The following is a 20,173-nucleotide window of genomic DNA, read 5'->3' on the forward strand; positions in this document are numbered from 1 at the left end:
AACCCTAAACCCTAAACCCTAATTATACAACTTTTAGGTCAGAATGTATAACAGTATAAATTAGTTGGCGGATACCTTTGTTCTCTTATTAATTTAAAACTAAGGATTATGAATTTGAAACGTACTTTTGGCTTTGTGCTAACGATATTGGGAATTGTGGGATTGATTTATACAGCGGTGTTGTTCTCTGGAACGCAAGGTAGCGAACGTGATATTAAAGGCTTAATTATCTACGGTGTTTTGGGTGTTATATTTTTCATATCCGGAATTGGATTGGTGAAAAATACGAAAGACGAAGCATAGATTTTCACTTTTGAACGTTAAATAAAAAAGAAAACCTCCTTTGCACAGGAGGTTTTCAAGTTGAAAAAAAACTACACAATTAACTTTATTTCACAACTAATTTTTTAACGATTCCTTCTCCAGTTTTTACTAAGTAAATTCCAGTTGATAAACCGTTTGTATTGATGGTTTGTGCTCCTTTTTGTGTTAGAATTAACTTTCCTGAAAAGTCATACAACTCAATATCGGCAGTACGATTAAAATATACTATTCCGTTGTCGTTTGATGGATTTGGAAACAATACAAATGTTGCTGGACCATTTTCAAAATCAGGTGTTGATAATGCGTTTGTATCTACTTCATAAATTGTGATTGTTCCACTTATTTCATTGGCAACTAAAATGTATGGCGTTCCTGTTGGGCTATTTGCTCCAGAAACATAAGTAATTCCTTCTGGACCATGATCACCAGCATACGCTGAGGTACTTCTACTATTTTTATAATCTACAAAAACGGCATCGTTCGGATTGGTAATATTATAAACCATAACACCACCAACACGTTCTAACGAAATGAAAGCAAATGTTTCCGTTCCAATTTGAGCAACCGTTACACCTTCTGGTTCTGGACCTTTCGCACGACTTCTTCCTTTAGCAACGTTGTCTTCATGATCAGCATTGAATAATGTTGGAAGATTGGCAGCAGTATACATTTCAAAATCATCTCCACTATCATAAACCAATTGTTTCGTTGTAGCATTAAAAATTGAAAACGAACGAGCACCAACCGAATTGATTGTTTCAAATTCTGTATCAGCATCGGTATTTCCGCTTAAGTTAGAAACTCTAAAACGTCCCATATTGTACGATTGTTTCAACACACTCGCATTTGGAAAATTGACTGCATCCAATAAATAAGTTGCTGCTCCAACTGTAGTTCTTTCTGCAAATCCGGTGTATTCTTTTTCGTCACCTTCGTTGGCAGTTACAATATAATTTGTTCCACCAACAGTGTAATTTGCAACAGCATCTGGCATGTAAAATGCTTGAATTGGCCAGTTTGCAATTAGTACTTGACCGTTGTTGTCTGATATATCCATTCCGTTTCCAGGCGTATTTACATTTTTGGTTCCTAAAGCCCAAATATCAGTGATAGAAGTAGTAGCCAAATTGATTTCGGCAATTGCATTGTTTTCCTGTAGCGTAACATAAGCTTTTTGAGAATCGGCACTAATTGTAATGTATTCTGGTTCGAAATCTTGAGACAATGTACTTGTCAATTTTAATTTTCTAACACCAGATGCAATTAAAGCAGCTTCTTGAGAATTGTAAGCTGTGAATAATAACGTAGTTACATTGGCTTGAGTCAAAGCAGGAATTCCTCCAGAAATATTAATTACACTTACCGAACCTTCTGGATCGATAGAATAATTAGCGTTTGGCTGACCTTCATTAGCTGTCATTACTTTAGTTCCGTCTGGTGAAAACGTAATCATATCCGGCAAAGCTCCAACAGTTACTTGTTTTAAAAATACTCCGTTGGTATCAAAAAATACAACAGAACCATTAAGCGTTTCATCAGTATTTGGCGAAGCAACAGCAACAATTCCGTTTTTAACAGCAACAGAAGTAACACCACCATAAGGATTCATATTGATTGATGAAATCACCGTTGGCGCAGTTGGATTAGAGAAATTAATGATGTCAAGAAATCCTGCAACAGCGCTTGTAGTAAATAAACGTTGCGATGTTGGATCGTGAACCACAATCTCGCAAGTACTTGTATTTGTTCCTGATGGGTCGAAACTTCCAATGTAATTCAATTCAATTTGATTGCTTGGCGTTGGTGCTAAACGATCGTTATCTTTAATGAAAATCGTTGCAGTTGGCGTTCCTGTAATTGCTAAACCTACCGGATTTTCTAAACTCAAAACAAAATATTCTGCTTGTTGTTCTTCTAAAGTATCATCAATAATCGGAATAGTAATTGTTTGTGTCAACGCACTTGTTCCTGTGAAGTTCAACGTTTGCGTAGCCAATGTAAAATCGCTAGAATTAGCAGTACTAAATGGTGCGGTTTTAACAACTAAATCAACTGAACTCGTTGTTGGACTTGATAAAGTAATTGCAAAAGATAACGTTCCTGCTGTTTCGTTTACTGTAACAAAATTAGAAGCAAATGCTGCCGTCGGACTTCCAGTTGTAAAACTAACAGATTGTAAAGTTGTAATGGTATTATTGCTTAAATCTTCGATAGTATTTGGTAATAAAGCCAAATAATAAACTTGACTATTAGCCAAATTTAGAGCTGGATCAATTGTAATGATTGTTCCCGAAATGGTTGCGTCAAATGGTACCAAAGTTCCTGTAGCATTATTTAATCGCAATTCGATTAAAGCATCTACGTTGGTATTATTGATTGCCGAATTATCAATTAAGCGAATGTTTTCACTGAAATTTATCGTCAGATTGCTTGTTGTTGCTACGTTAGTTGCCGCATTTATTGGGCTAAAAGTTACCGATGGAGCAATGGTATCAGGTCCGCCAAATGTTGTTCCTTCTATAGTAAAATTATCAAATCGATTGTTTCCAACAGTTCCACCAGAACCTTGTGAGAATTCAACTTTTAGTTTGAAATTTGGATTGTTGTTTGCGCCAGTAATTGAAGTAAAATCTAAAGTTGCTAAAGCTGGATCACCGTTATTTGGAAGTATTGTTCCAAAAGTAGTGTAAGTTGTTCCGTCTAATGAATATGACCATGTTTGAGTTCCTGCTCCAGAACCTGAGCGACGAGTTGCAAATTTCACGATAATGTTTTGGTAACCTGAAGTTGGCAAAGCAAATTCTAATGCGCCACCAATTGGATCATTGAAACGCAAATGGGTTCCAGATGCATCGCTGTTTTGAGCATTTAGGTTAAGAACATTGAAGTTTTGACCTGTTCCACCAGCAAATTCAATCGCGCTTATTCCACCAGGAATTGCATTTAAAGTTGCGCCACCAATTGTTTGTGATGGAGTTGTAATTGTTGCAATAGAAGCCGGATTATTAAAATTCCAATAGTGCAATAAAGTCTGCCCATGTGAGAATTGACAAAGGATTAATAGGAGAAAAAAGACTCCTTTAGATAGGTAGTTTTTGTACATAATAGCGTTGTTTTTTAGTAGCTACAAAAGTGCAACGTGATTGTTACTATAGGATTATCTAAAAAACAATGATTTATCAAAAACGAATGCCTGAATGTATATAAAATGTTACGGCGTGATGTTGTGTTAAAATTGATTTTACAATTTTGTAAAGGTTGGATTGTGATTTGAGAAGCTAATTATTCGAAATTTTTTTATCGGATGGTTTGGAATTGATTTTTGTTTTGGAAAACAGATTGGCGAAATTGTAGAAATCTTTAATTTGAATTTTGATAATAAAAAAAGTCCAACATTGCTGCTGGACTTGTAGTGTTATTATTTTTTGATTACCAAATTTTAACTCGTTTTTCTGGAGCTAAATAAAGTGAATCGGTTGGTTTGATTTTGAATGCTTCGTAGAATTCTGGAATGTTTCTAACAACACCATTAATTCTAAACTTAGCAGGCGAATGCGGATCACCAGCAATTTGATTTCTCAAAGCTTCTTCTCTAGATTTGTCTAACCAAACTTGTCCCCAACCCAAAAATACTCTTTGAATTCCGGTGAAACCATCCATAACTGGAGCTTCTTTTCCGTTAAGTGACATTTTGTAAGCTTTAATTGCAATGCTCAATCCACCTAAATCTCCAATATTTTCACCAAGAGTAAACGAACCATTTACATTCAAATCTGGAAACGCTTTAAACGAATTGTATTGATCTACCAATGCTTTTGTTCTTGCTTGAAAAGCAGTTAAATCGGCTGGCGTCCACCAGTTTTTCATTACTCCATCACCATCAAATGTACTTCCTTGATCGTCAAATCCGTGACCAATTTCATGACCAATAACAGCTCCAATTCCACCATAATTTACAGCATCATCAGCTTCTAAATTAAAGAAAGGCGGTTGTAAAATTGCTGCAGGAAATACAATTTCGTTCAACGTTGGGTTGTAGTAGGCATTTACCGTTTGTGGTGTCATTCCCCATTCGGTTCTATCAACTGGCTTGCCCAATTTAGCAATCATTCTATTGTATTCAAATTCTCTAGCACGTTGCTTGTTACCATACAAATCATTCTTCGCTACTTTCAATGAAGAATAATCTCTCCAAGTATCTGGATAACCAATTTTAATCATGAATTTATCCACTTTTGCCAAAGCTTCTTTTTTAGTATTGGCACTCATCCAATCTAAATTTTTGATACTTTCTGCATACGCTTTTAAAAGGTTTTTCACCATTCCGGTCATGCGCTCTTTAGCTTCTGGAGTAAAGTGTTTTTTCACATAAACTTTACCAACAATTTCTCCTAAACCACCATTTACAGCATTAACGGCTCTTTTCCAATCTTCTTCTTGGGCTTCAGTTCCGTACAATGTTTTACTGTAAAATTCAAAATTTTGTTTGTCTAAAGCCGATGTTAAACTGTTGGCTCTATCATTAATTAAACCCCATTTTAAATACGTTTTCCAAGTATCAATTGGAGTAGTTTTAATAATGTTGTTCAAACTTTTAGTGTAAGCTACTTGAGAAACGACAATACTTTTTTCTTTGTCAATTCCAGCATTTTTAAACATGGCAGTCCAATCAAAATCGGGCATTAATGTTTTTAAATCTGCTGTTGCATATTTGTTATATAAAGCTGCAGTATTTCTAGTATCTTCTTTTTTCATGTGATTGGTAGCCAAAGTGGTTTCCAACGCCATGATTTTTTTAGCGCTTTCAGCCGGATTTGCAATGCCACCTAATTGTAACATTTTTTCAACATGAGAAACGTATTTCTTACGAATATCAGTCATTTTAGCATCATTCTGAAGATAATATTCACGCTCAGGCAAACCTAATCCGCCTTGCCAAGTCATTAAAGTATACTTCTTAGGATCTTTAAAATCTTCAGTAACCGCAACCGAAAACGGAATAGAAACTCCATTTTTATTAGCTTTTCCAAAATAAGCAGCTAAATCAGAATAATTTGCAATAGCATCAATTTCTTTTATTTCGTTTTGAATTGGAGAAATTCCTTTGGCATCACGATCTTTTCTGTTTAAAAAAGAGTTGTAGTAATCACCAATTTTTTGTTCATCGCTACCATCAGCGAAAGTTCCTTTTGAAGCTTCTTCAATAATCGCTTTTACATCTTTTTGAGATTGATCATAAAGGATATCAAACGCTCCATAAGATGCTTTATCTGCAGGAATTTTATTAGTTTTTTTCCAAGTTCCGTTTACATATTGCTCAAAATTATCTCCTGGATTTACAAGAGTATCCATATTTTTCTTGGTAATTCCCGAAAGTAATTCAGGCTTTTTATCGCACGATGCCAATAAAACTGTGGCTGCAAGAAGCGTTAATTTAATGTTTTTCATATTCTAGTTTGATTTGTTAATAAGCTAATTTACTGAATTTTGAATTATAATTACTATTTGTTGCTTATTAACCTTATTTGTTACAGGAACTCAACTTGAATTCGTTTCAACAAATGTTAAATTTTATAAAATATAGTTTTCAATCCAAAAGTTATGTCTAGTTTTGCCCTATCAAAATAAAACAATGAACGCGATTATTTCACAATTACATCATCATCATTCTTGCAACCAGGCGAGTTAATGATGTATTGTATCTAATCAAATCAACATAATTAAAAACCGTCTGAGTGTACTTAGACGGTTTTTTGTTTTTCAGCCCATCGCAGTACATTCAGATTTTATCCAAAATTAAAAAATGAGTACTTTAAAAATTGCAGTTCAAAAAAGTGGCCGACTAAGCGAAAAATCACTACAACTTCTAGAAGAATGTGGCATCAAAATTTCTAATGGCGAACGAAAACTAAAAGCCGTTGCACAAAATTTCCCAGTTGAGATTTTATTCTTACGTGATGACGATATTCCACAATATGTAGAACAAGGCGTTGCCGATATCGGAATTCTTGGTGAAAATGAAGTTTGGGAAAAAGACAAAGAAGTAAAAATAATTCAGCAATTAGGTTTTGCAGGTTGTAGAATGTCATTAGCAATCCCAAAAGATGAAGTTTACACCGATTTAAACTATTTCCAAGGCAAACGAATTGCAACCAGTTATCCTAAAATTCTGATTGATTTTTTTGCCAAAAACAACATCACCGTTTTTATAGAAGAAATTAGCGGAAGCGTTGAAATTGCCACAAGTATAGGTCTAGCCGATGCCGTTTTTGATATTGTAAGTACAGGAAGTACACTTTTAATGAACGGATTGAAAGAAGTAGCAACAGTAACTAAAAGTGAAGCCGTTTTAATTTCAAATCCAAATCTGACATCAGAAAATCAAGCAATTCTTGATAAATTATTGTTCAGAATGCAAGCCGTTCGTGAAGGTAAACAGAACAAATATATTTTGCTAAACGCACCAAATTCTGCAATTGAACGTATTTGTTCTTTGTTACCAGGAATGAAATCACCAACCATTTTACCATTAGTAAATAAAGATTGGAGCAGTTTGCACTCGGTTATAAAAGAAGACGATTATTGGGAAATTATTGAACAACTCAAAAATCTCGGCGCAGAAGGAATTTTAATTATTCCAATAGAAAAAATGATCCGATAACAGCTGCTTTTTGTCATTCTGAGGAACGAAGAATCACACAAGTTACTCACATTATGTGATTTCTCCTTCGTCGAAATGACAAAATAATCTAAACTATAATTTATTATGAAAACTTACATAAATCCAAATGCAGAACAGTGGTACGAATTGGCAAAACGCAAAACAGTTGCCACTGCCGATTTGAACGAAACCGTAAAAGCTGTTTTTAACGACATCCAAAAAAACGGAAGCAAAGCTGTAAAAAAATACACGAGTTATTTTGATGGCGTATCGATAGAAAATTTCGCAGTTACGACATCAGAAATTGAAAATGCGGTTGCCCAAATTCCATCTGATTTAAAAAATGCCATTCAAGTTGCAGCTGATAATATTTCGAAATTCCACAGTTCACAAAAAGAAATTCCGAATAAAATTGAAACTACTTCGGGAGTTTTTTGTTGGAGAGAAAGTCGTGCCATCGATACTATCGGAATTTATATTCCAGGCGGAACAGCACCACTTTTTTCAACAGTTTTGATGTTGGCAATCCCGGCAAAATTGGCTGGTTGCAAGAACATTATTTTGTGTTCGCCACCAGATAAAAACGGCAACATCAATCCAGCAATTTTATATGCAGCACAACTGACAGGCGTAACTCAAATGTATAAAGTTGGAGGTATACAAGCCATTGCAGCATTGACTTTTGGAACCGATGAAATCCCGAAAGTTTCTAAAATATTCGGACCAGGAAATCAATACGTAACTGCCGCCAAACAATATGCGCAACAACTTGGCTTAGCTATCGATATGCCAGCTGGACCAAGTGAGTTATTAGTAATTGCTGACGAAACAGGCGACCCAGAATTCGTGGCATCCGATTTACTTTCACAAGCGGAACATGGTGGTGATAGTCAAGTAATTTTAGTTACAAATTCAGAAGAAATTGTTTCAAAAGTGACATTAGCTATCGAAAATCAGAAGGCCATTTTGCCAAGACAAGCAACGGTGGAAAAAGCATTAGAAAACAGTCGTGCTTTGGTATTTGAAGACATTCAAACAGCAATCGAATTCAGTAATTTTTACGCACCAGAACATTTGATTTTAGCTATTGAAAATGCTGAAGATAAAATCAATTTAATCGAAAATGCAGGTTCAATTTTCCTCGGAAATTTCAGTTGTGAAAGTGCTGGAGATTATGCTAGCGGAACGAATCACACTTTGCCAACCAATGGTTATGCTAAAAATTACAGTGGCGTTTCGTTAGACAGTTTTGTAAAGAAAATTACGATTCAAAAATTAACATCACAAGGCATTCAAAATCTCGGACCAACAATAGAAATTATGGCTGCAGCCGAACAATTAGACGCACACAAAAACGCTGTTTCCATCCGATTAAAAAAATTACAAAATGGATAATATCACTAATTTAATTCGAAAAAATATTCTCTCGCTTACGCCTTATTCGAGTGCGCGCGACGAGTACAAAAGCAACCAAGGTATCTTTTTGGACGCCAATGAAAATCCGTTTGGGAATCTAAATCGTTATCCTGATCCATACCAATGGCGATTGAAACAAATTTTAAGTAGTCAAAAGAAAGTCGGAATTGAAAACATCCTAATTGGTAACGGAAGTGATGAAATTATTGATTTGGTGCAACGTGTTTTTTGCGAACCGAATGAAGACCAAATCATCATTTGTCCGCCAACGTATGGTATGTATGAAGTGTATGCGAACATCAATAATTTAAATATAATTTCAATTCCATTAACCGAAGATTTTCAGTTGAATACCGAAGCGATTTTAGCACAAAATGCCAAAATTTTGTACTTGTGTTCGCCAAATAATCCGACAGGAAATTCTTTAGAAAATTTGGAATGCATCATTGAAAATTTCAACGGAATTGTGTTTTTAGACGAAGCATATATTGACTTTAGTGAACAACCATCTTTAGTTTCAAAAATCAAACAATTTCCGAATTTAATTGTATCACAAACGTTTAGTAAAGCTCGAGGTTTGGCAGCAGTTCGAGTTGGAATTGCTTATGCAAATGAAACGATAATTTCAGTGATGAATAAGGTTAAACCGCCTTATAATGTGAGTCAATTGAATCAAGAAGCTGCGGTACAATCATTAGCTAGCGATGACGAATTTAAATCGAATGTCCAGCTAATAAAATCGGAACGTGAGTTGCTGAAACAATCACTTTTAGCATTGGATTTTGTTGCTAAAATTTACCCATCGGAAGCCAATTTTTTATTGGTCGAAATGGAAAACGCAACAGCCATTTACAACAGTTTAATCGAACAACAAATCATTACACGCAACCGAAGTTCGGTAGTTGAAAATACCATACGAATTACCATTGGAACACCAAGAGAAAACCAACAATTAGTCTACGCATTACAATTAGTTACATCATGAAAAAAGTTTTATTTATAGACAGAGACGGCACGTTAATCATCGAACCACCAATCGATTTTCAAGTCGATAGTTTGGAAAAATTGGAGTTTTATCCACAGGTTTTTCAGTACTTATCACGCATTGCAAAAGAACTCGATTATGAGTTGGTCATGGTAACCAATCAAGATGGAATGGGAACCGATTCGTTTCCGGAAAACACGTTTTGGCCAGCACAAAATAAAATGATGAAAGCGTTTGAAAACGAAGGAATTCAATTTTCTGATGTTATTATTGATGTGTCATTTCCAGAGCAAAATTTACCAACAAGAAAACCCGGAACTGCTTTATTGCAACAGTACATCAAAGGTAATTATGATTTGAAAAACTCGGTAGTAATCGGAGACAGAGTTACTGATATTCAACTGGCAGAAAATTTAGGAAGTCAGGCGATTTTTATTTCTGCTTCTGCAAATGAACGAGCTACTTTATCAACGACATCTTGGGAAACCATTTATCAATTTTTGAAGGAACAACCTCGAGTTGGAAAATTAATTAGAAAAACAAAAGAAACCGAAATTGCAGTAGAAATAAATTTGGATGGAAGCGGAAAAAGCAACATCAGCACCGGTTTAGGGTTTTTTGATCATATGTTAGACCAAATTGCCAAACACGGAAACATCGATTTGAACATCAACGTAAAAGGCGATTTGTATGTGGATGAACACCACACAATTGAAGATGTCGGAATTGCTTTAGGAGACGTTTTTGCACAAGCTTTGGGTTCTAAAAAAGGCATTACTCGTTACGGATTTTTACTTCCGATGGACGATTGTTTATCGCAAGTTGCATTAGATTTTGGCGGTCGTTCGTGGTTGGTTTGGGATGCCAAATTCAGCAGAGAAAAAATAGGAGAAATGCCAACCGAAATGTTCTCACACTTTTTCAAATCATTTTGCGATGGTGCCAAATGCAATTTAAACATCAAAAGTGAAGGCGAAAACGAACACCACAAAATAGAATCCATTTTTAAAGCATTTGCAAAAGCGATAAAAATGGCAGTACAAAAAGATGGTACAAACGGCATACCAAGCACAAAAGGAATTCTATGATAGCAATAGTAAAATATAACGCTGGCAACATTACTTCGGTGAAAAACGCGGTCGAACGATTGGGTTATTCTTGTGTTGTAACCGATGATGAAACGATTTTGAAACAAGCCGAAAAAGTAATTTTTCCTGGTGTTGGCGAAGCTAGTTCAGCAATGAACTACCTTAAAGAAAAAGGTTTAGATGAAGTAATCAAAAACCTCACACAACCGGTTTTGGGAATATGTCTCGGGCAACAGTTGATGTGCCAATTTTCGGAAGAAGGCAATACAGAATGTTTAGGAGTTTTTGAAGCAACAGTAAAGAAATTTGAACCCAAATTAAAAGTGCCACACATGGGTTGGAACAACATTTCAAAGTTAAATTCTGAATTGTATAACGGAATTTCAGCCGATGAAAATTTCTATTTTGTACACAGTTTTTATGCTGAAATCTGTCAAGAAACCACAGCGGTTTGCGATTATATCGTTCCGTTTAGTGCTTCGATGCAAAAGAATAATTTCTACGCCTCACAATTTCATCCAGAAAAATCATCTAGCGTAGGCGAACAACTTTTACTAAACTTTTTGAAATTATGAGAATCATTCCAGCAATAGACATCATCAACGGAAAATGCGTCCGATTGACCAAAGGCGATTATGCCACGCAAAAAATATACAACGAAAATCCATTAGAAGTTGCCAAATATTTTGAAGATAACGGCATCCAATATTTGCATTTAGTGGATTTGGACGGCGCAAAATCCAACCAAATTGTCAACCACAAAATATTGTATCAAATTGCAACAAAAACTAATTTGAAAATCGATTTTGGTGGTGGATTGAAACAACGAAATGATTTAGAAATTGCTTTTGAAAACGGAGCCAATCAAATTACTGGTGGAAGTATTGCTGCGAAAAATCCAATTGAATTTTTAGAATGGTTAACAGAATTTGGAAGCGACAAAATCATTTTAGGTGCCGATTGTTTGAACCGAAAAATTGCCACTCATGGTTGGTTAGAAACTTCAGAATTAGATGTTGTAGATTATATTTCAGACTACGTTTCAAAAGGAATTTCAACAGTTATTTGCACCGATATTTCTAAAGACGGAATGCTGGAAGGAACTTCTAATGAATTGTATTCTAATATTTTAGAAAAGACAAAAGTCAACTTAATCGCAAGTGGTGGCGTTACAACGATTTCCGATTTAGAACTTTTAAAAACTATAGGTTGCGAAGGCGCAATCATCGGAAAAGCATTGTATGAAGGCACAATAAAAATCGAAAACTTACGCGAATTATGTTAAAGAAAAGAATCATTCCGTGCTTGGATATTAAAGATGGACGCGTGGTAAAAGGCGTTCAATTTTTGGAATTAAAAGATGCTGGAAATCCAGTGGAACTTGCCTCGTTTTATTCAAAAAATGGAGCAGACGAGTTGGTGTTTTTAGACATCAGCGCGACATTGGAAAAGCGAAAAACATTGGCCGAAATGGTAACGCAATTGTCAAAAGAAATCAATATTCCATTTACCGTTGGTGGCGGAATTCAATCGGTTGAAGATGCACGATTATTATTGCAATCTGGCGCGGATAAAGTGAGTATCAATTCGGCTGCCGTTTTGAATCCGGAATTGATTACGCAAATTTCAGATGCTTTTGGAAGTCAAAGTTTAGTGGTTGCGATTGACATCAAAAAATTAGATAATGATTGGTTTGTTTTCATAAAAGGCGGAACAGAATCAACAGGGATTTTAGCTATTGATTGGGCGAAAAAAGTAGAAGAATTAGGCGCTGGAGAATTACTAATAACTTCAATGAACAACGATGGTTCCAAAGATGGATTTGCATTAGAAATTACAAATGAAATTAGTAAAGTGGTTTCAATTCCAGTTATTGCTTCTGGTGGCGCAGGAAATTCGCAGCATTTTATAGACTTATTTACCAAAACTGAAGTCAGCGCCGGATTAGCAGCCAGTATTTTTCACTTTAATGAAGTGCCGATTTCCGAATTAAAAAACGTTTTAAAAACTCAAAATATTCCCATCAGATGAATGTAGATTTCTCAAAAAACAACGGATTAATTCCAGTAATTATCCAAAATAACGAAACACAACAAGTTTTAATGTTGGGTTACATGAACGAAGAAGCGTTACAAAAAACACAAACTGAAAATGTGGTAACGTTCTTCAGTAGAAGTAAAAATAGATTGTGGACCAAAGGTGAAACGTCTGGAAATTTTCTAAAAGTAGTTTCCATAAAAGAAGATGGTGATCAAGATGCATTGCTAATTCAAGTAATTCCAAACGGACCAACTTGCCACAACGGAACGACTTCTTGTTTTGCAACAGAACCACAAATCTCTTTTCTTAACGAATTGGAAAACGTCATTGAAAACCGCATTGCAAACCCAAGTTCAGAATCGTATGTTGCCTCACTTTATCAAAAAGGCATCAACAAAATGGCCCAAAAAGTAGGTGAAGAAGCTGTGGAATTAGTAATTGAAGCCAAAGACGATAATCAAGATTTGTTTATTGGTGAAGCTGCCGATTTGTTGTTTCATTATTTGATTTTGCTTCAAGCTAAAAATCTGAAATTAAATGATATAGAACAAGAATTGATGCGCAGAATGAAGAAATAATTTCATAGAACAAATGTTAAAATTTAAAAAATAGTGCCATTGCAACAAAATAATTCAATACGTTTGTACCAATTATGATGAACAAGATACAAAATACAAATTGGTGGCACATGACTAACTCCGTTCTTGGAATTGGTTGGTAACTGCTATTTGTAAATCTCTACAATATCGTCAAACCCGCTTTTCCAAGCGGGTTTTTTTTATGTCCAAATTTTTTTCAAAATTCAATTATCATGTTATATAATTTTCAAACCAAAGTAATCAAAACCCTGAGCGACACGCATACGCCAGTTGGTTTGTATTTAAAAATACGCGATCAGTTTTCCAATAGTTTTCTATTAGAAAGCTCCGATTATAAAAGCAAAGAAAACAGCTATTCTTATATTTGTTTGGATCCAATTGCATCCTTTATTGCTGATGCAAATCAAACTACAATCACTTTTCCAGATAAAAAAACGGTTGCAAAACCAACTTCAGAAATTGAAATGGCATCTGAGTTAAATCAGTTTTCAAAATCATTTTCCGTGTCCGATTTAAACCTTGGATTTGAAACATTGGGATTGTTTGGCTACACCAGTTACGATGCAATTCCACTATTTGAGGACATTGCTATTAGTAACAACGATTTCGATTTGCCGTTGATTCAATACCATTTATTTCGTTATACGATCGTCTTCAATCACTTCAATAACGAACTCTTTTTGTTAGAACATTTGCAAGAAAATGAAGTTTCTAATTTGGAGAAAATTCAGGAAATCATCAACAATCGTTCGGTGACACAGTTTAAATTTTCTCTTCAAAATGACGAAGAATCGAATTTCACAAACGATGATTTTTTAGAAGCAATTAAAAAAGGTCAAGAACATTGTTTTGTTGGCGATGTGTTTCAAATAGTACTTTCTAGAAAATACAAACAGCAATTTAAAGGTGACGAATTCAATGTTTACAGAGCGTTGCGTTCAATCAATCCATCACCGTATTTATTTTATTTTGATTACGGAAATTTTAAATTATTTGGTTCTTCACCCGAAGCACAACTGACAATAAACGACCAAAAAGCCATCATTAATCCGATTGCTGGAACATTCAAAAGAACAGGAAACGATACGGAGGATGCGCTGTTAGCCGAAGCACTTTTGGCCGACCCAAAGGAAAATGCTGAACACATTATGTTAGTCGATTTGGCAAGAAACGACTTGAGCAAATCGAGTAAAAAAGTAGTAGTCGAAAGTTTCAAAAAAATCGAATATTACTCGCATGTGATTCACATGGTTTCTAAAGTTAGTGCCGAATTACAACCCGAATATAATCCGATTAAAATTCTTGGTGACACTTATCCAGCTGGAACTTTATCTGGTGCACCAAAACACAAAGCGATGCAATTAATAGATCAATACGAACCACAATCACGCGGATTTTATGGTGGAACGGTTGGTATAATCGGACTCAATGGCGGATTTAATCATGCAATTTTTATTCGTTCGTTTGTGAGTAGAAACAATCAATTGACGTATCAAGCAGGTTGCGGAATTGTAACAAAATCAGATGTTAACAGTGAATTGAATGAAGTAGAAACTAAACTTTCGGCACTTCGAAAAGCGATTCAACTAGCTCAAAATATATAAAGATGAAAATACTTGTAGTAGATAATTACGATTCGTTTGTGTACAATATTGTGCATTTGCTTTATGAAATTGGTGTTGCAGAAATTGATGTCGTTAAAAACGATCAACTCGATTTTTCGTATATCCATCAGTACGATAAAATTGTGCTTTCGCCTGGACCAGGAATTCCAAAAAATGCTGGAATGATGCCACAATTATTATCTGAATTTGCTTCCATAAAAAGCATACTAGGAATTTGTCTCGGTCATCAAGCCATTGCAGAACATTTTGGAACTAATTTAATCAATTTATCAGAACCACTTCATGGAGTTGCTTCAGAAATTGAAATTCTAAAAGAGGATTATTTATTTGAAAATCTTCCAAAACAGTTTAAGATTGGACATTATCATTCTTGGGTTGTTTCTGAAACAATATCGGATGATTTAGAAATTCTTGCCAAAGACGAATTGGGAAATATCATGGCAATAAAACATAAAAAATACGATGTCCGCGGATTGCAATTTCATCCTGAATCAATTCTCACAGAAAACGGAAAAACGATACTTACTAATTGGATAAATAATTAAAATGAAAACAATATTAGAACCTTTATTCAAACATAAAACCCTAACGAAAGACGAGGCCAAACAAGTGCTTACCGACATCGCTTTAGGAAAATACAACCCAAGTCAAATTGCTTCTTTCTTGACGGTTTTTATCATGCGAAATATTACGCTCGAAGAACTTTTAGGATTTAGAGAAGCGTTACTGAATTTGTGCCATAAAATCGATTTGTCAGCTTACAATCCGATGGATGTTTGTGGAACTGGTGGCGATGGAAAAAACACATTTAACATTTCAACTCTTACTTCTTTTGTAGTTGCTGGTGCAGGAATTCCAGTGGCGAAACATGGAAATTATGGCGTTTCGTCTATTTCGGGCTCATCTAATGTGTTAGAAACTTTAGGCGTTGTTTTTCAAACCGATGAAACTATTTTGAAACAACAAATTCAAGAAACCAACATCTGTTTTTTACACGCGCCATTATTTCATCCTGCGATGAAAGCCGTTGGTCCGATTCGTAAAGAATTAGGTATTAAAACTTTCTTTAACATGCTTGGTCCATTAGTGAATCCGGCGTTTCCAAAAGTACAAATGACTGGCGTTTTTAGTTTAGAATTGGCGCGAATGTATCAGTATTTGTTGCAAGAAGAAAACAGTCAATACACCGTAATTTATGGTTTGGATGGTTTTGACGAAGTAACGCTGACAGACAAAACCAAGTTGATTACAAATACAGGCGAACGTTTCATAGAAGCCAAAGATTTTGGTTTGAAAAACGTTGCTTTTTCCGAATTGTATGGCGGCGAAACTTTAGAAGAAGCTGCAGCAATTTTTACTACAATTATTGACGGAAAAGGAACTGAATCACAGAATAATGTGGTTTTGATAAACGCTGCTTTGGCGATTCAAACGTATCATCCAAATCTGAATTTTGAAGAAGCATTCGATCAAGCAAAAGAATCACTTTTCGGATTGAAAGCAAAGAATTCGTTTAACCGATTAAAAGAAATTCAATGAATATTTTAGATACTATAAAAGCACAAAAATTAAAAGAAGTTGCCAATTTAAAAGCGCAATTTTCTATTTCATTTTTAGAAGAACAACCATTGTTTAATTCGGCGACACATTCTTTGAGAAAAGCCATTGAAAGTTCGGTTACTGGCGGAATTATTGCCGAATTCAAGCGAAAATCTCCTGCTAAAGGAAACATTAATTTGGATGCCAATGTGGTTGAAGTTACGCAAGGTTATGCCAATGCAACCGTTTCTGGATTATCGGTTTTGACAGATGTAGATTTTTTCGGAGCAAGAACTAACGACTTTGAATTGGCTCGAAAAAACAATACTATTCCGATGTTGCGAAAGGATTTTATGGTCGATGAATACCAAATTATTCAATCGAAAGCGATGGGCGCGGATGTGATTTTGTTGATTGCTAAAATTTTGACCAAAAAACAAATGCAATCCTATACCAATTTGGCACACGAATTAGGAATGGAAGTTTTTCTAGAAACCCAAAATGAAGCTGAGATTTTAGAGAACATGAATTTGAATTTTGATTTAATCGGAATCAACAATCGCAATCTAAATTCGTTTGAAGTTTCCGTTGAAAACAGTATAAAATTGGCGCAATTGTTACCTAAATCGAGTGTTAAAATTGCAGAAAGTGGCATCAATTCTTTAGAAACAATTCAGCTTTTGCAAGCCAATGGATTTAATGGATTTTTAATGGGAGAATATTTTATGAAAGAAGAAAATCCGTCAGAAAAATGTAAAAATTTAATTCAACAATTATTATGAAAATAAAGATTTGCGGAATGAAATTTCCGAAAAATATACTTGAAGTCGGCGCATTGCAACCCGATTATATGGGATTTATTTTTTACCCAAAATCGAAGCGTTATGTTGGTGAAGATTTTTCAACTAAATCGTTAGAAAAATTACCTGAAAATATAAAAAAAGTTGCGGTTTTTGTAAATGAAGATGTTAATCGAATTATAACAATTCAAAAGCAATTTTCGTTTGATTTTATTCAATTACACGGAAATGAATCGGTTGCTGATTGTGAAGTTTTAAAAGAAAATAATATCAATGTGATTAAAGTATTTTCGGTAGATCCTTATTTCAATTTTAATGAAGTTGTGCCTTATGAAAAAGTATGCGATTACTTTTTATTTGATACAAAAACTCCGAAATATGGTGGAAGTGGAAAAACATTTGATTGGGAATTATTAGAAAATTATACTTTATCAAAACCATTTATTTTAAGTGGCGGATTAAGCATTCATACTATCGGTAAGCTTAAATTTAATAAGTATCCGATGTTAGCAGGATTGGATTTCAATAGCAGATTAGAAGATTCAAATACTAAAAAAATTACTGAAGAAGTTAGTGAATTAATAGAAAAAATAAGAAGACGATGAAAACGACTTTACAACCTGATGAAAACGGATTTTATGGCGAATTTGGCGGTGCATTTGTACCTGAAATGTTGTATCCAAACGTATTGGAATTGCAACAAAATTATTTGCAAATCATAGCAACAGAAGACTTTCAAAAAGAATTCAAATTGTTATTAAAAGATTATGTTGGACGACCAACACCATTGTATTTTTCCAAGAATTTATCGGAACAATTCCAAGCGCAAATTTATCTGAAAAGAGAAGATTTGAATCACACTGGTGCGCACAAAATTAATAATGCTATTGGGCAAGTTTTGTTAGCCAAAAGATTAAATAAAAAAAGAATTATTGCAGAAACTGGTGCTGGACAACATGGAGTTGCAACTGCTACTGCTTGTGCTTTATTAGGTTTAGATTGCACAATTTATATGGGCGAAATTGACATTGAACGCCAAAAACCAAATGTTGAACGCATGCGCCTTTTGGGTGCGAAAATTCAACCTGCAACTAGCGGAAGTAAAACCTTGAAAGATGCAACAAACGAAGCTATCCGAGCTTGGATAAACGATCCGGTTGGAACGCATTACATTATTGGTTCAGTTGTTGGTCCGCATCCTTATCCTGATTTGGTTGCGCAATTTCAATCGGTGATTAGTGAAGAAATCAAAATCCAATTGAAAGAAAAAACAGGCGATGAAAACCCAGATTATGTTGTGGCTTGCCTTGGCGGTGGAAGCAATGCAATTGGAGCTTTTTATCATTTTATTGATAATGGAAAAACACAATTAATTGCTGTGGAAGCTGGCGGTTTAGGTGTTCATTCTGGGAAAACCGCAGCAACAATTGCTTTGGGTAAAAAAGGAATCATTCACGGAAGTAAAACTTATTTAATTCAAACCGATGATGGACAAATTGTTGAACCACATTCGATTTCAGCAGGATTGGATTATCCTGGAATTGGTCCGATTCACTCGTATTTGCATGATACTAAAAAGGCAGAAGTAGTTTCAATAACCGATGAAGAAGCGATGCAAGCGGCTTACGATTTGTCTCGAATAGAAGGTATTATTCCGGCTATTGAATCGGCACATGCTTTGGCGTATTTGCATAAAATGAAATTGAAAACTACCGATGTTGTGGTCGTAAATTTATCAGGAAGAGGCGACAAAGATTTGGCAACATTACAAAATTACAGAACAGATGAAAAATAGAATCCAAAATTTATTTGAAACCAAAAAAGAGAACATTTTGTCGTTGTACTTTACGGCAGGATTTCCAAATTTGAACGATACGCTTACCATTTTAAAACATTTAGATGCAAGCGATGTTGATATGATTGAAATTGGATTTCCGTACTCTGATCCTTTGGCAGATGGACCAGTTATTCAGGAAAGTAGTGGAACGGCGATTGAAAACGGAATGACTTTAAATCTTCTATTCGAACAATTACAATCGCTTCGAAACATAACTCAAAAACCAATTGTATTGATGGGTTATTTGAATGTAGTGTTGCAATTTGGCGAAAAAGAATTTATAGAAAAATGCGCACAAGTTGGTGTTGACGGAATTATCATTCCAGATATGCCATTGCATTATTATCTTTCGAATTTTAAAGAATTGTGTGAAGTAAATCAAGTTTCAAATGTCTTGTTGATAACACCAGAAACTTCAGAAGAACGTATTAAGCAATTGGATAGTTATTCTTCGGGATTTATTTATTTGGTTTCTTCTAATAGCATTACAGGAAGCACGAATGCAATAACTTTTCAAACGGATTATTATCAACGCATACAAAGCATGAAATTACAAAATCCACATTTAATAGGATTTGGTGTTCATGATAAAAAGACTTTTGAAACAGTTTGCGAATTTGGTTCGGGAGCAATTATTGGAAGTGCGTTTATAAAACATTTGAATCATAATGGAACGAGTAGAGAATCTATTGAAGGATTTGTTGAAGGAATAAGGAAATAATCCTTTATAGTCGGAATAAAAGGTATGCTGAAGAGTATGCCTTTTTTTTTATTGCTGTTTACGAAACAAAGAAACTACTAAAAAAACATCTTTTATAAAAGCTTCTCATAAACAATGGATATTCCTAAAAACAAAAAATCCAGTCTAAATAAATAAACTGGATTTTTAAAAAGCTCCCCATATTGACAAAATATCGAACCGTAATAATTGATTTTCAATTAGTTAGATATTTTTCAACCCTTTACAGGGCTCGAAATATTTATTTTATAATATTTAGACACATTGAAATTTAATATTATACTATTGGATATAAATATTTTATAAATATTATGCAAATGAACAATCACCATCACCAAAATTCATTCTGACATTACTAAAATCTGTAACGTTATATTCTTTTGAGATTATTGATTGCTTGATTTTTTTTGTTTTATATAAAAATATACTTGATTTTTTTAAGTTACTACAAATAGTCTCATCATAGCAAATAATTTCTCTTGTATTTTGTTGCTGTCTCTTATACACATCTGACGCTGCC

Annotated in this window: 19 protein-coding genes; 16 read left to right on the plus strand and 3 right to left on the minus strand. The window is 34.5% G+C overall.

What is annotated here, in order from left to right; genetic code table 11:
* Nucleotides 1-108: 108 nt before the first annotated feature.
* Nucleotides 109-303, plus strand: coding sequence for a hypothetical protein (locus tag DIU01_RS05065; RefSeq protein WP_290832156.1), 195 nt, complete (start codon nucleotides 109-111; stop codon nucleotides 301-303).
* 85 nt (nucleotides 304-388) lie between these two features.
* Here DIU01_RS05065 and DIU01_RS05070 read toward each other — a convergent pair whose 3' ends face one another.
* Together DIU01_RS05070 and DIU01_RS05075 are read right to left on the minus strand one after the other, a co-directional pair.
* Entirely contained in the window at nucleotides 389-3,427 is a 3,039-nt protein-coding gene (locus tag DIU01_RS05070) for a choice-of-anchor I family protein (RefSeq protein ID WP_290832157.1), read from the minus strand.
* 326 nt (nucleotides 3,428-3,753) lie between these two features.
* On the minus strand, nucleotides 3,754-5,772 hold the full coding sequence (locus tag DIU01_RS05075; RefSeq protein ID WP_290832158.1) for a M13-type metalloendopeptidase: 2,019 nt from the start codon (nucleotides 5,770-5,772) through the stop codon (nucleotides 3,754-3,756).
* Between the two features lie 355 nt (nucleotides 5,773-6,127).
* Here DIU01_RS05075 and hisG point away from each other — a divergent pair, with 355 nt between their 5' ends.
* The 15 genes from hisG to trpA all read left to right on the plus strand — a co-directional run bounded on the left by hisG (nucleotide 6,128) and on the right by trpA (nucleotide 19,635).
* Nucleotides 6,128-6,985, plus strand: a complete 858-nt coding sequence (gene hisG / locus DIU01_RS05080) for an ATP phosphoribosyltransferase (RefSeq protein ID WP_290832159.1) — start codon at nucleotides 6,128-6,130, stop codon at nucleotides 6,983-6,985.
* Nucleotides 6,986-7,090: 105 nt separating this feature from the next.
* Complete coding sequence (gene hisD, locus DIU01_RS05085; RefSeq protein ID WP_290832160.1) at nucleotides 7,091-8,380, plus strand: histidinol dehydrogenase; 1,290 nt, start codon at nucleotides 7,091-7,093, stop codon at nucleotides 8,378-8,380.
* Entirely contained in the window at nucleotides 8,373-9,386 is a 1,014-nt protein-coding gene (gene hisC / locus DIU01_RS05090; protein ID WP_290832161.1) for a histidinol-phosphate transaminase, read from the plus strand. Before hisD ends, hisC begins: the two co-directional genes overlap by 8 nt.
* The gene (gene hisB, locus DIU01_RS05095) at nucleotides 9,383-10,474 is read left to right on the plus strand and encodes a bifunctional histidinol-phosphatase/imidazoleglycerol-phosphate dehydratase HisB (RefSeq protein ID WP_290832162.1); all 1,092 of its coding nucleotides are present in this window, start codon (nucleotides 9,383-9,385) and stop codon (nucleotides 10,472-10,474) included. The genes hisC and hisB overlap by 4 nt, the downstream gene beginning before the upstream one ends.
* Nucleotides 10,471-11,049 carry an imidazole glycerol phosphate synthase subunit HisH gene (gene hisH / locus DIU01_RS05100; RefSeq protein ID WP_290832163.1) on the plus strand — a complete coding sequence of 193 codons (579 nt, stop codon included), beginning with the start codon at nucleotides 10,471-10,473 and terminating at the stop codon, nucleotides 11,047-11,049. The genes hisB and hisH overlap by 4 nt, the downstream gene beginning before the upstream one ends.
* The gene (hisA, locus tag DIU01_RS05105; RefSeq protein WP_290832164.1) at nucleotides 11,046-11,759 is read left to right on the plus strand and encodes a 1-(5-phosphoribosyl)-5-[(5-phosphoribosylamino)methylideneamino]imidazole-4-carboxamide isomerase; all 714 of its coding nucleotides are present in this window, start codon (nucleotides 11,046-11,048) and stop codon (nucleotides 11,757-11,759) included. The genes hisH and hisA overlap by 4 nt, the downstream gene beginning before the upstream one ends.
* Nucleotides 11,753-12,505, plus strand: a complete 753-nt coding sequence (gene hisF, locus DIU01_RS05110; RefSeq protein WP_290832165.1) for an imidazole glycerol phosphate synthase subunit HisF — start codon at nucleotides 11,753-11,755, stop codon at nucleotides 12,503-12,505. The genes hisA and hisF overlap by 7 nt, the downstream gene beginning before the upstream one ends.
* Complete coding sequence (gene hisIE, locus DIU01_RS05115; RefSeq protein ID WP_290832166.1) at nucleotides 12,502-13,092, plus strand: bifunctional phosphoribosyl-AMP cyclohydrolase/phosphoribosyl-ATP diphosphatase HisIE; 591 nt, start codon at nucleotides 12,502-12,504, stop codon at nucleotides 13,090-13,092. Before hisF ends, hisIE begins: the two co-directional genes overlap by 4 nt.
* A 233-nt stretch (nucleotides 13,093-13,325) precedes the next feature.
* Nucleotides 13,326-14,717 carry an anthranilate synthase component I family protein gene (locus tag DIU01_RS05120; RefSeq protein ID WP_290832167.1) on the plus strand — a complete coding sequence of 464 codons (1,392 nt, stop codon included), beginning with the start codon at nucleotides 13,326-13,328 and terminating at the stop codon, nucleotides 14,715-14,717.
* Nucleotides 14,718-14,719: 2 nt separating this feature from the next.
* Entirely contained in the window at nucleotides 14,720-15,283 is a 564-nt protein-coding gene (locus tag DIU01_RS05125; RefSeq protein ID WP_290832168.1) for an aminodeoxychorismate/anthranilate synthase component II, read from the plus strand.
* 1 nt (nucleotide 15,284) lies between these two features.
* Nucleotides 15,285-16,277 carry an anthranilate phosphoribosyltransferase gene (gene trpD, locus DIU01_RS05130; RefSeq protein WP_290832169.1) on the plus strand — a complete coding sequence of 331 codons (993 nt, stop codon included), beginning with the start codon at nucleotides 15,285-15,287 and terminating at the stop codon, nucleotides 16,275-16,277.
* On the plus strand, nucleotides 16,274-17,059 hold the full coding sequence (locus DIU01_RS05135) for an indole-3-glycerol-phosphate synthase (RefSeq protein WP_290832170.1): 786 nt from the start codon (nucleotides 16,274-16,276) through the stop codon (nucleotides 17,057-17,059). The genes trpD and DIU01_RS05135 overlap by 4 nt, the downstream gene beginning before the upstream one ends.
* Complete coding sequence (locus DIU01_RS05140; RefSeq protein WP_290832171.1) at nucleotides 17,056-17,682, plus strand: phosphoribosylanthranilate isomerase; 627 nt, start codon at nucleotides 17,056-17,058, stop codon at nucleotides 17,680-17,682. The genes DIU01_RS05135 and DIU01_RS05140 overlap by 4 nt, the downstream gene beginning before the upstream one ends.
* Nucleotides 17,679-18,872 (plus strand): tryptophan synthase subunit beta, encoded by a 1,194-nt coding sequence (gene trpB / locus DIU01_RS05145; RefSeq protein ID WP_290832172.1) that lies wholly within the window; start codon nucleotides 17,679-17,681, stop codon nucleotides 18,870-18,872. Before DIU01_RS05140 ends, trpB begins: the two co-directional genes overlap by 4 nt.
* Complete coding sequence (gene trpA, locus DIU01_RS05150) at nucleotides 18,862-19,635, plus strand: tryptophan synthase subunit alpha (protein ID WP_290832173.1); 774 nt, start codon at nucleotides 18,862-18,864, stop codon at nucleotides 19,633-19,635. The genes trpB and trpA overlap by 11 nt, the downstream gene beginning before the upstream one ends.
* Before the next feature lie 327 nt (nucleotides 19,636-19,962).
* On the opposite strand, the gene DIU01_RS05155 is transcribed toward trpA, so the two are convergent.
* The coding region (locus DIU01_RS05155) for a hypothetical protein (RefSeq protein WP_290832174.1) at nucleotides 19,963-20,173 on the minus strand (211 nt) is incomplete at its 5' end.

The sequence above is a fragment of the Flavobacterium sp. genome, assembly GCF_003525665.1.
Classification (GTDB): Bacteria; Bacteroidota; Bacteroidia; order Flavobacteriales; family Flavobacteriaceae; genus Flavobacterium.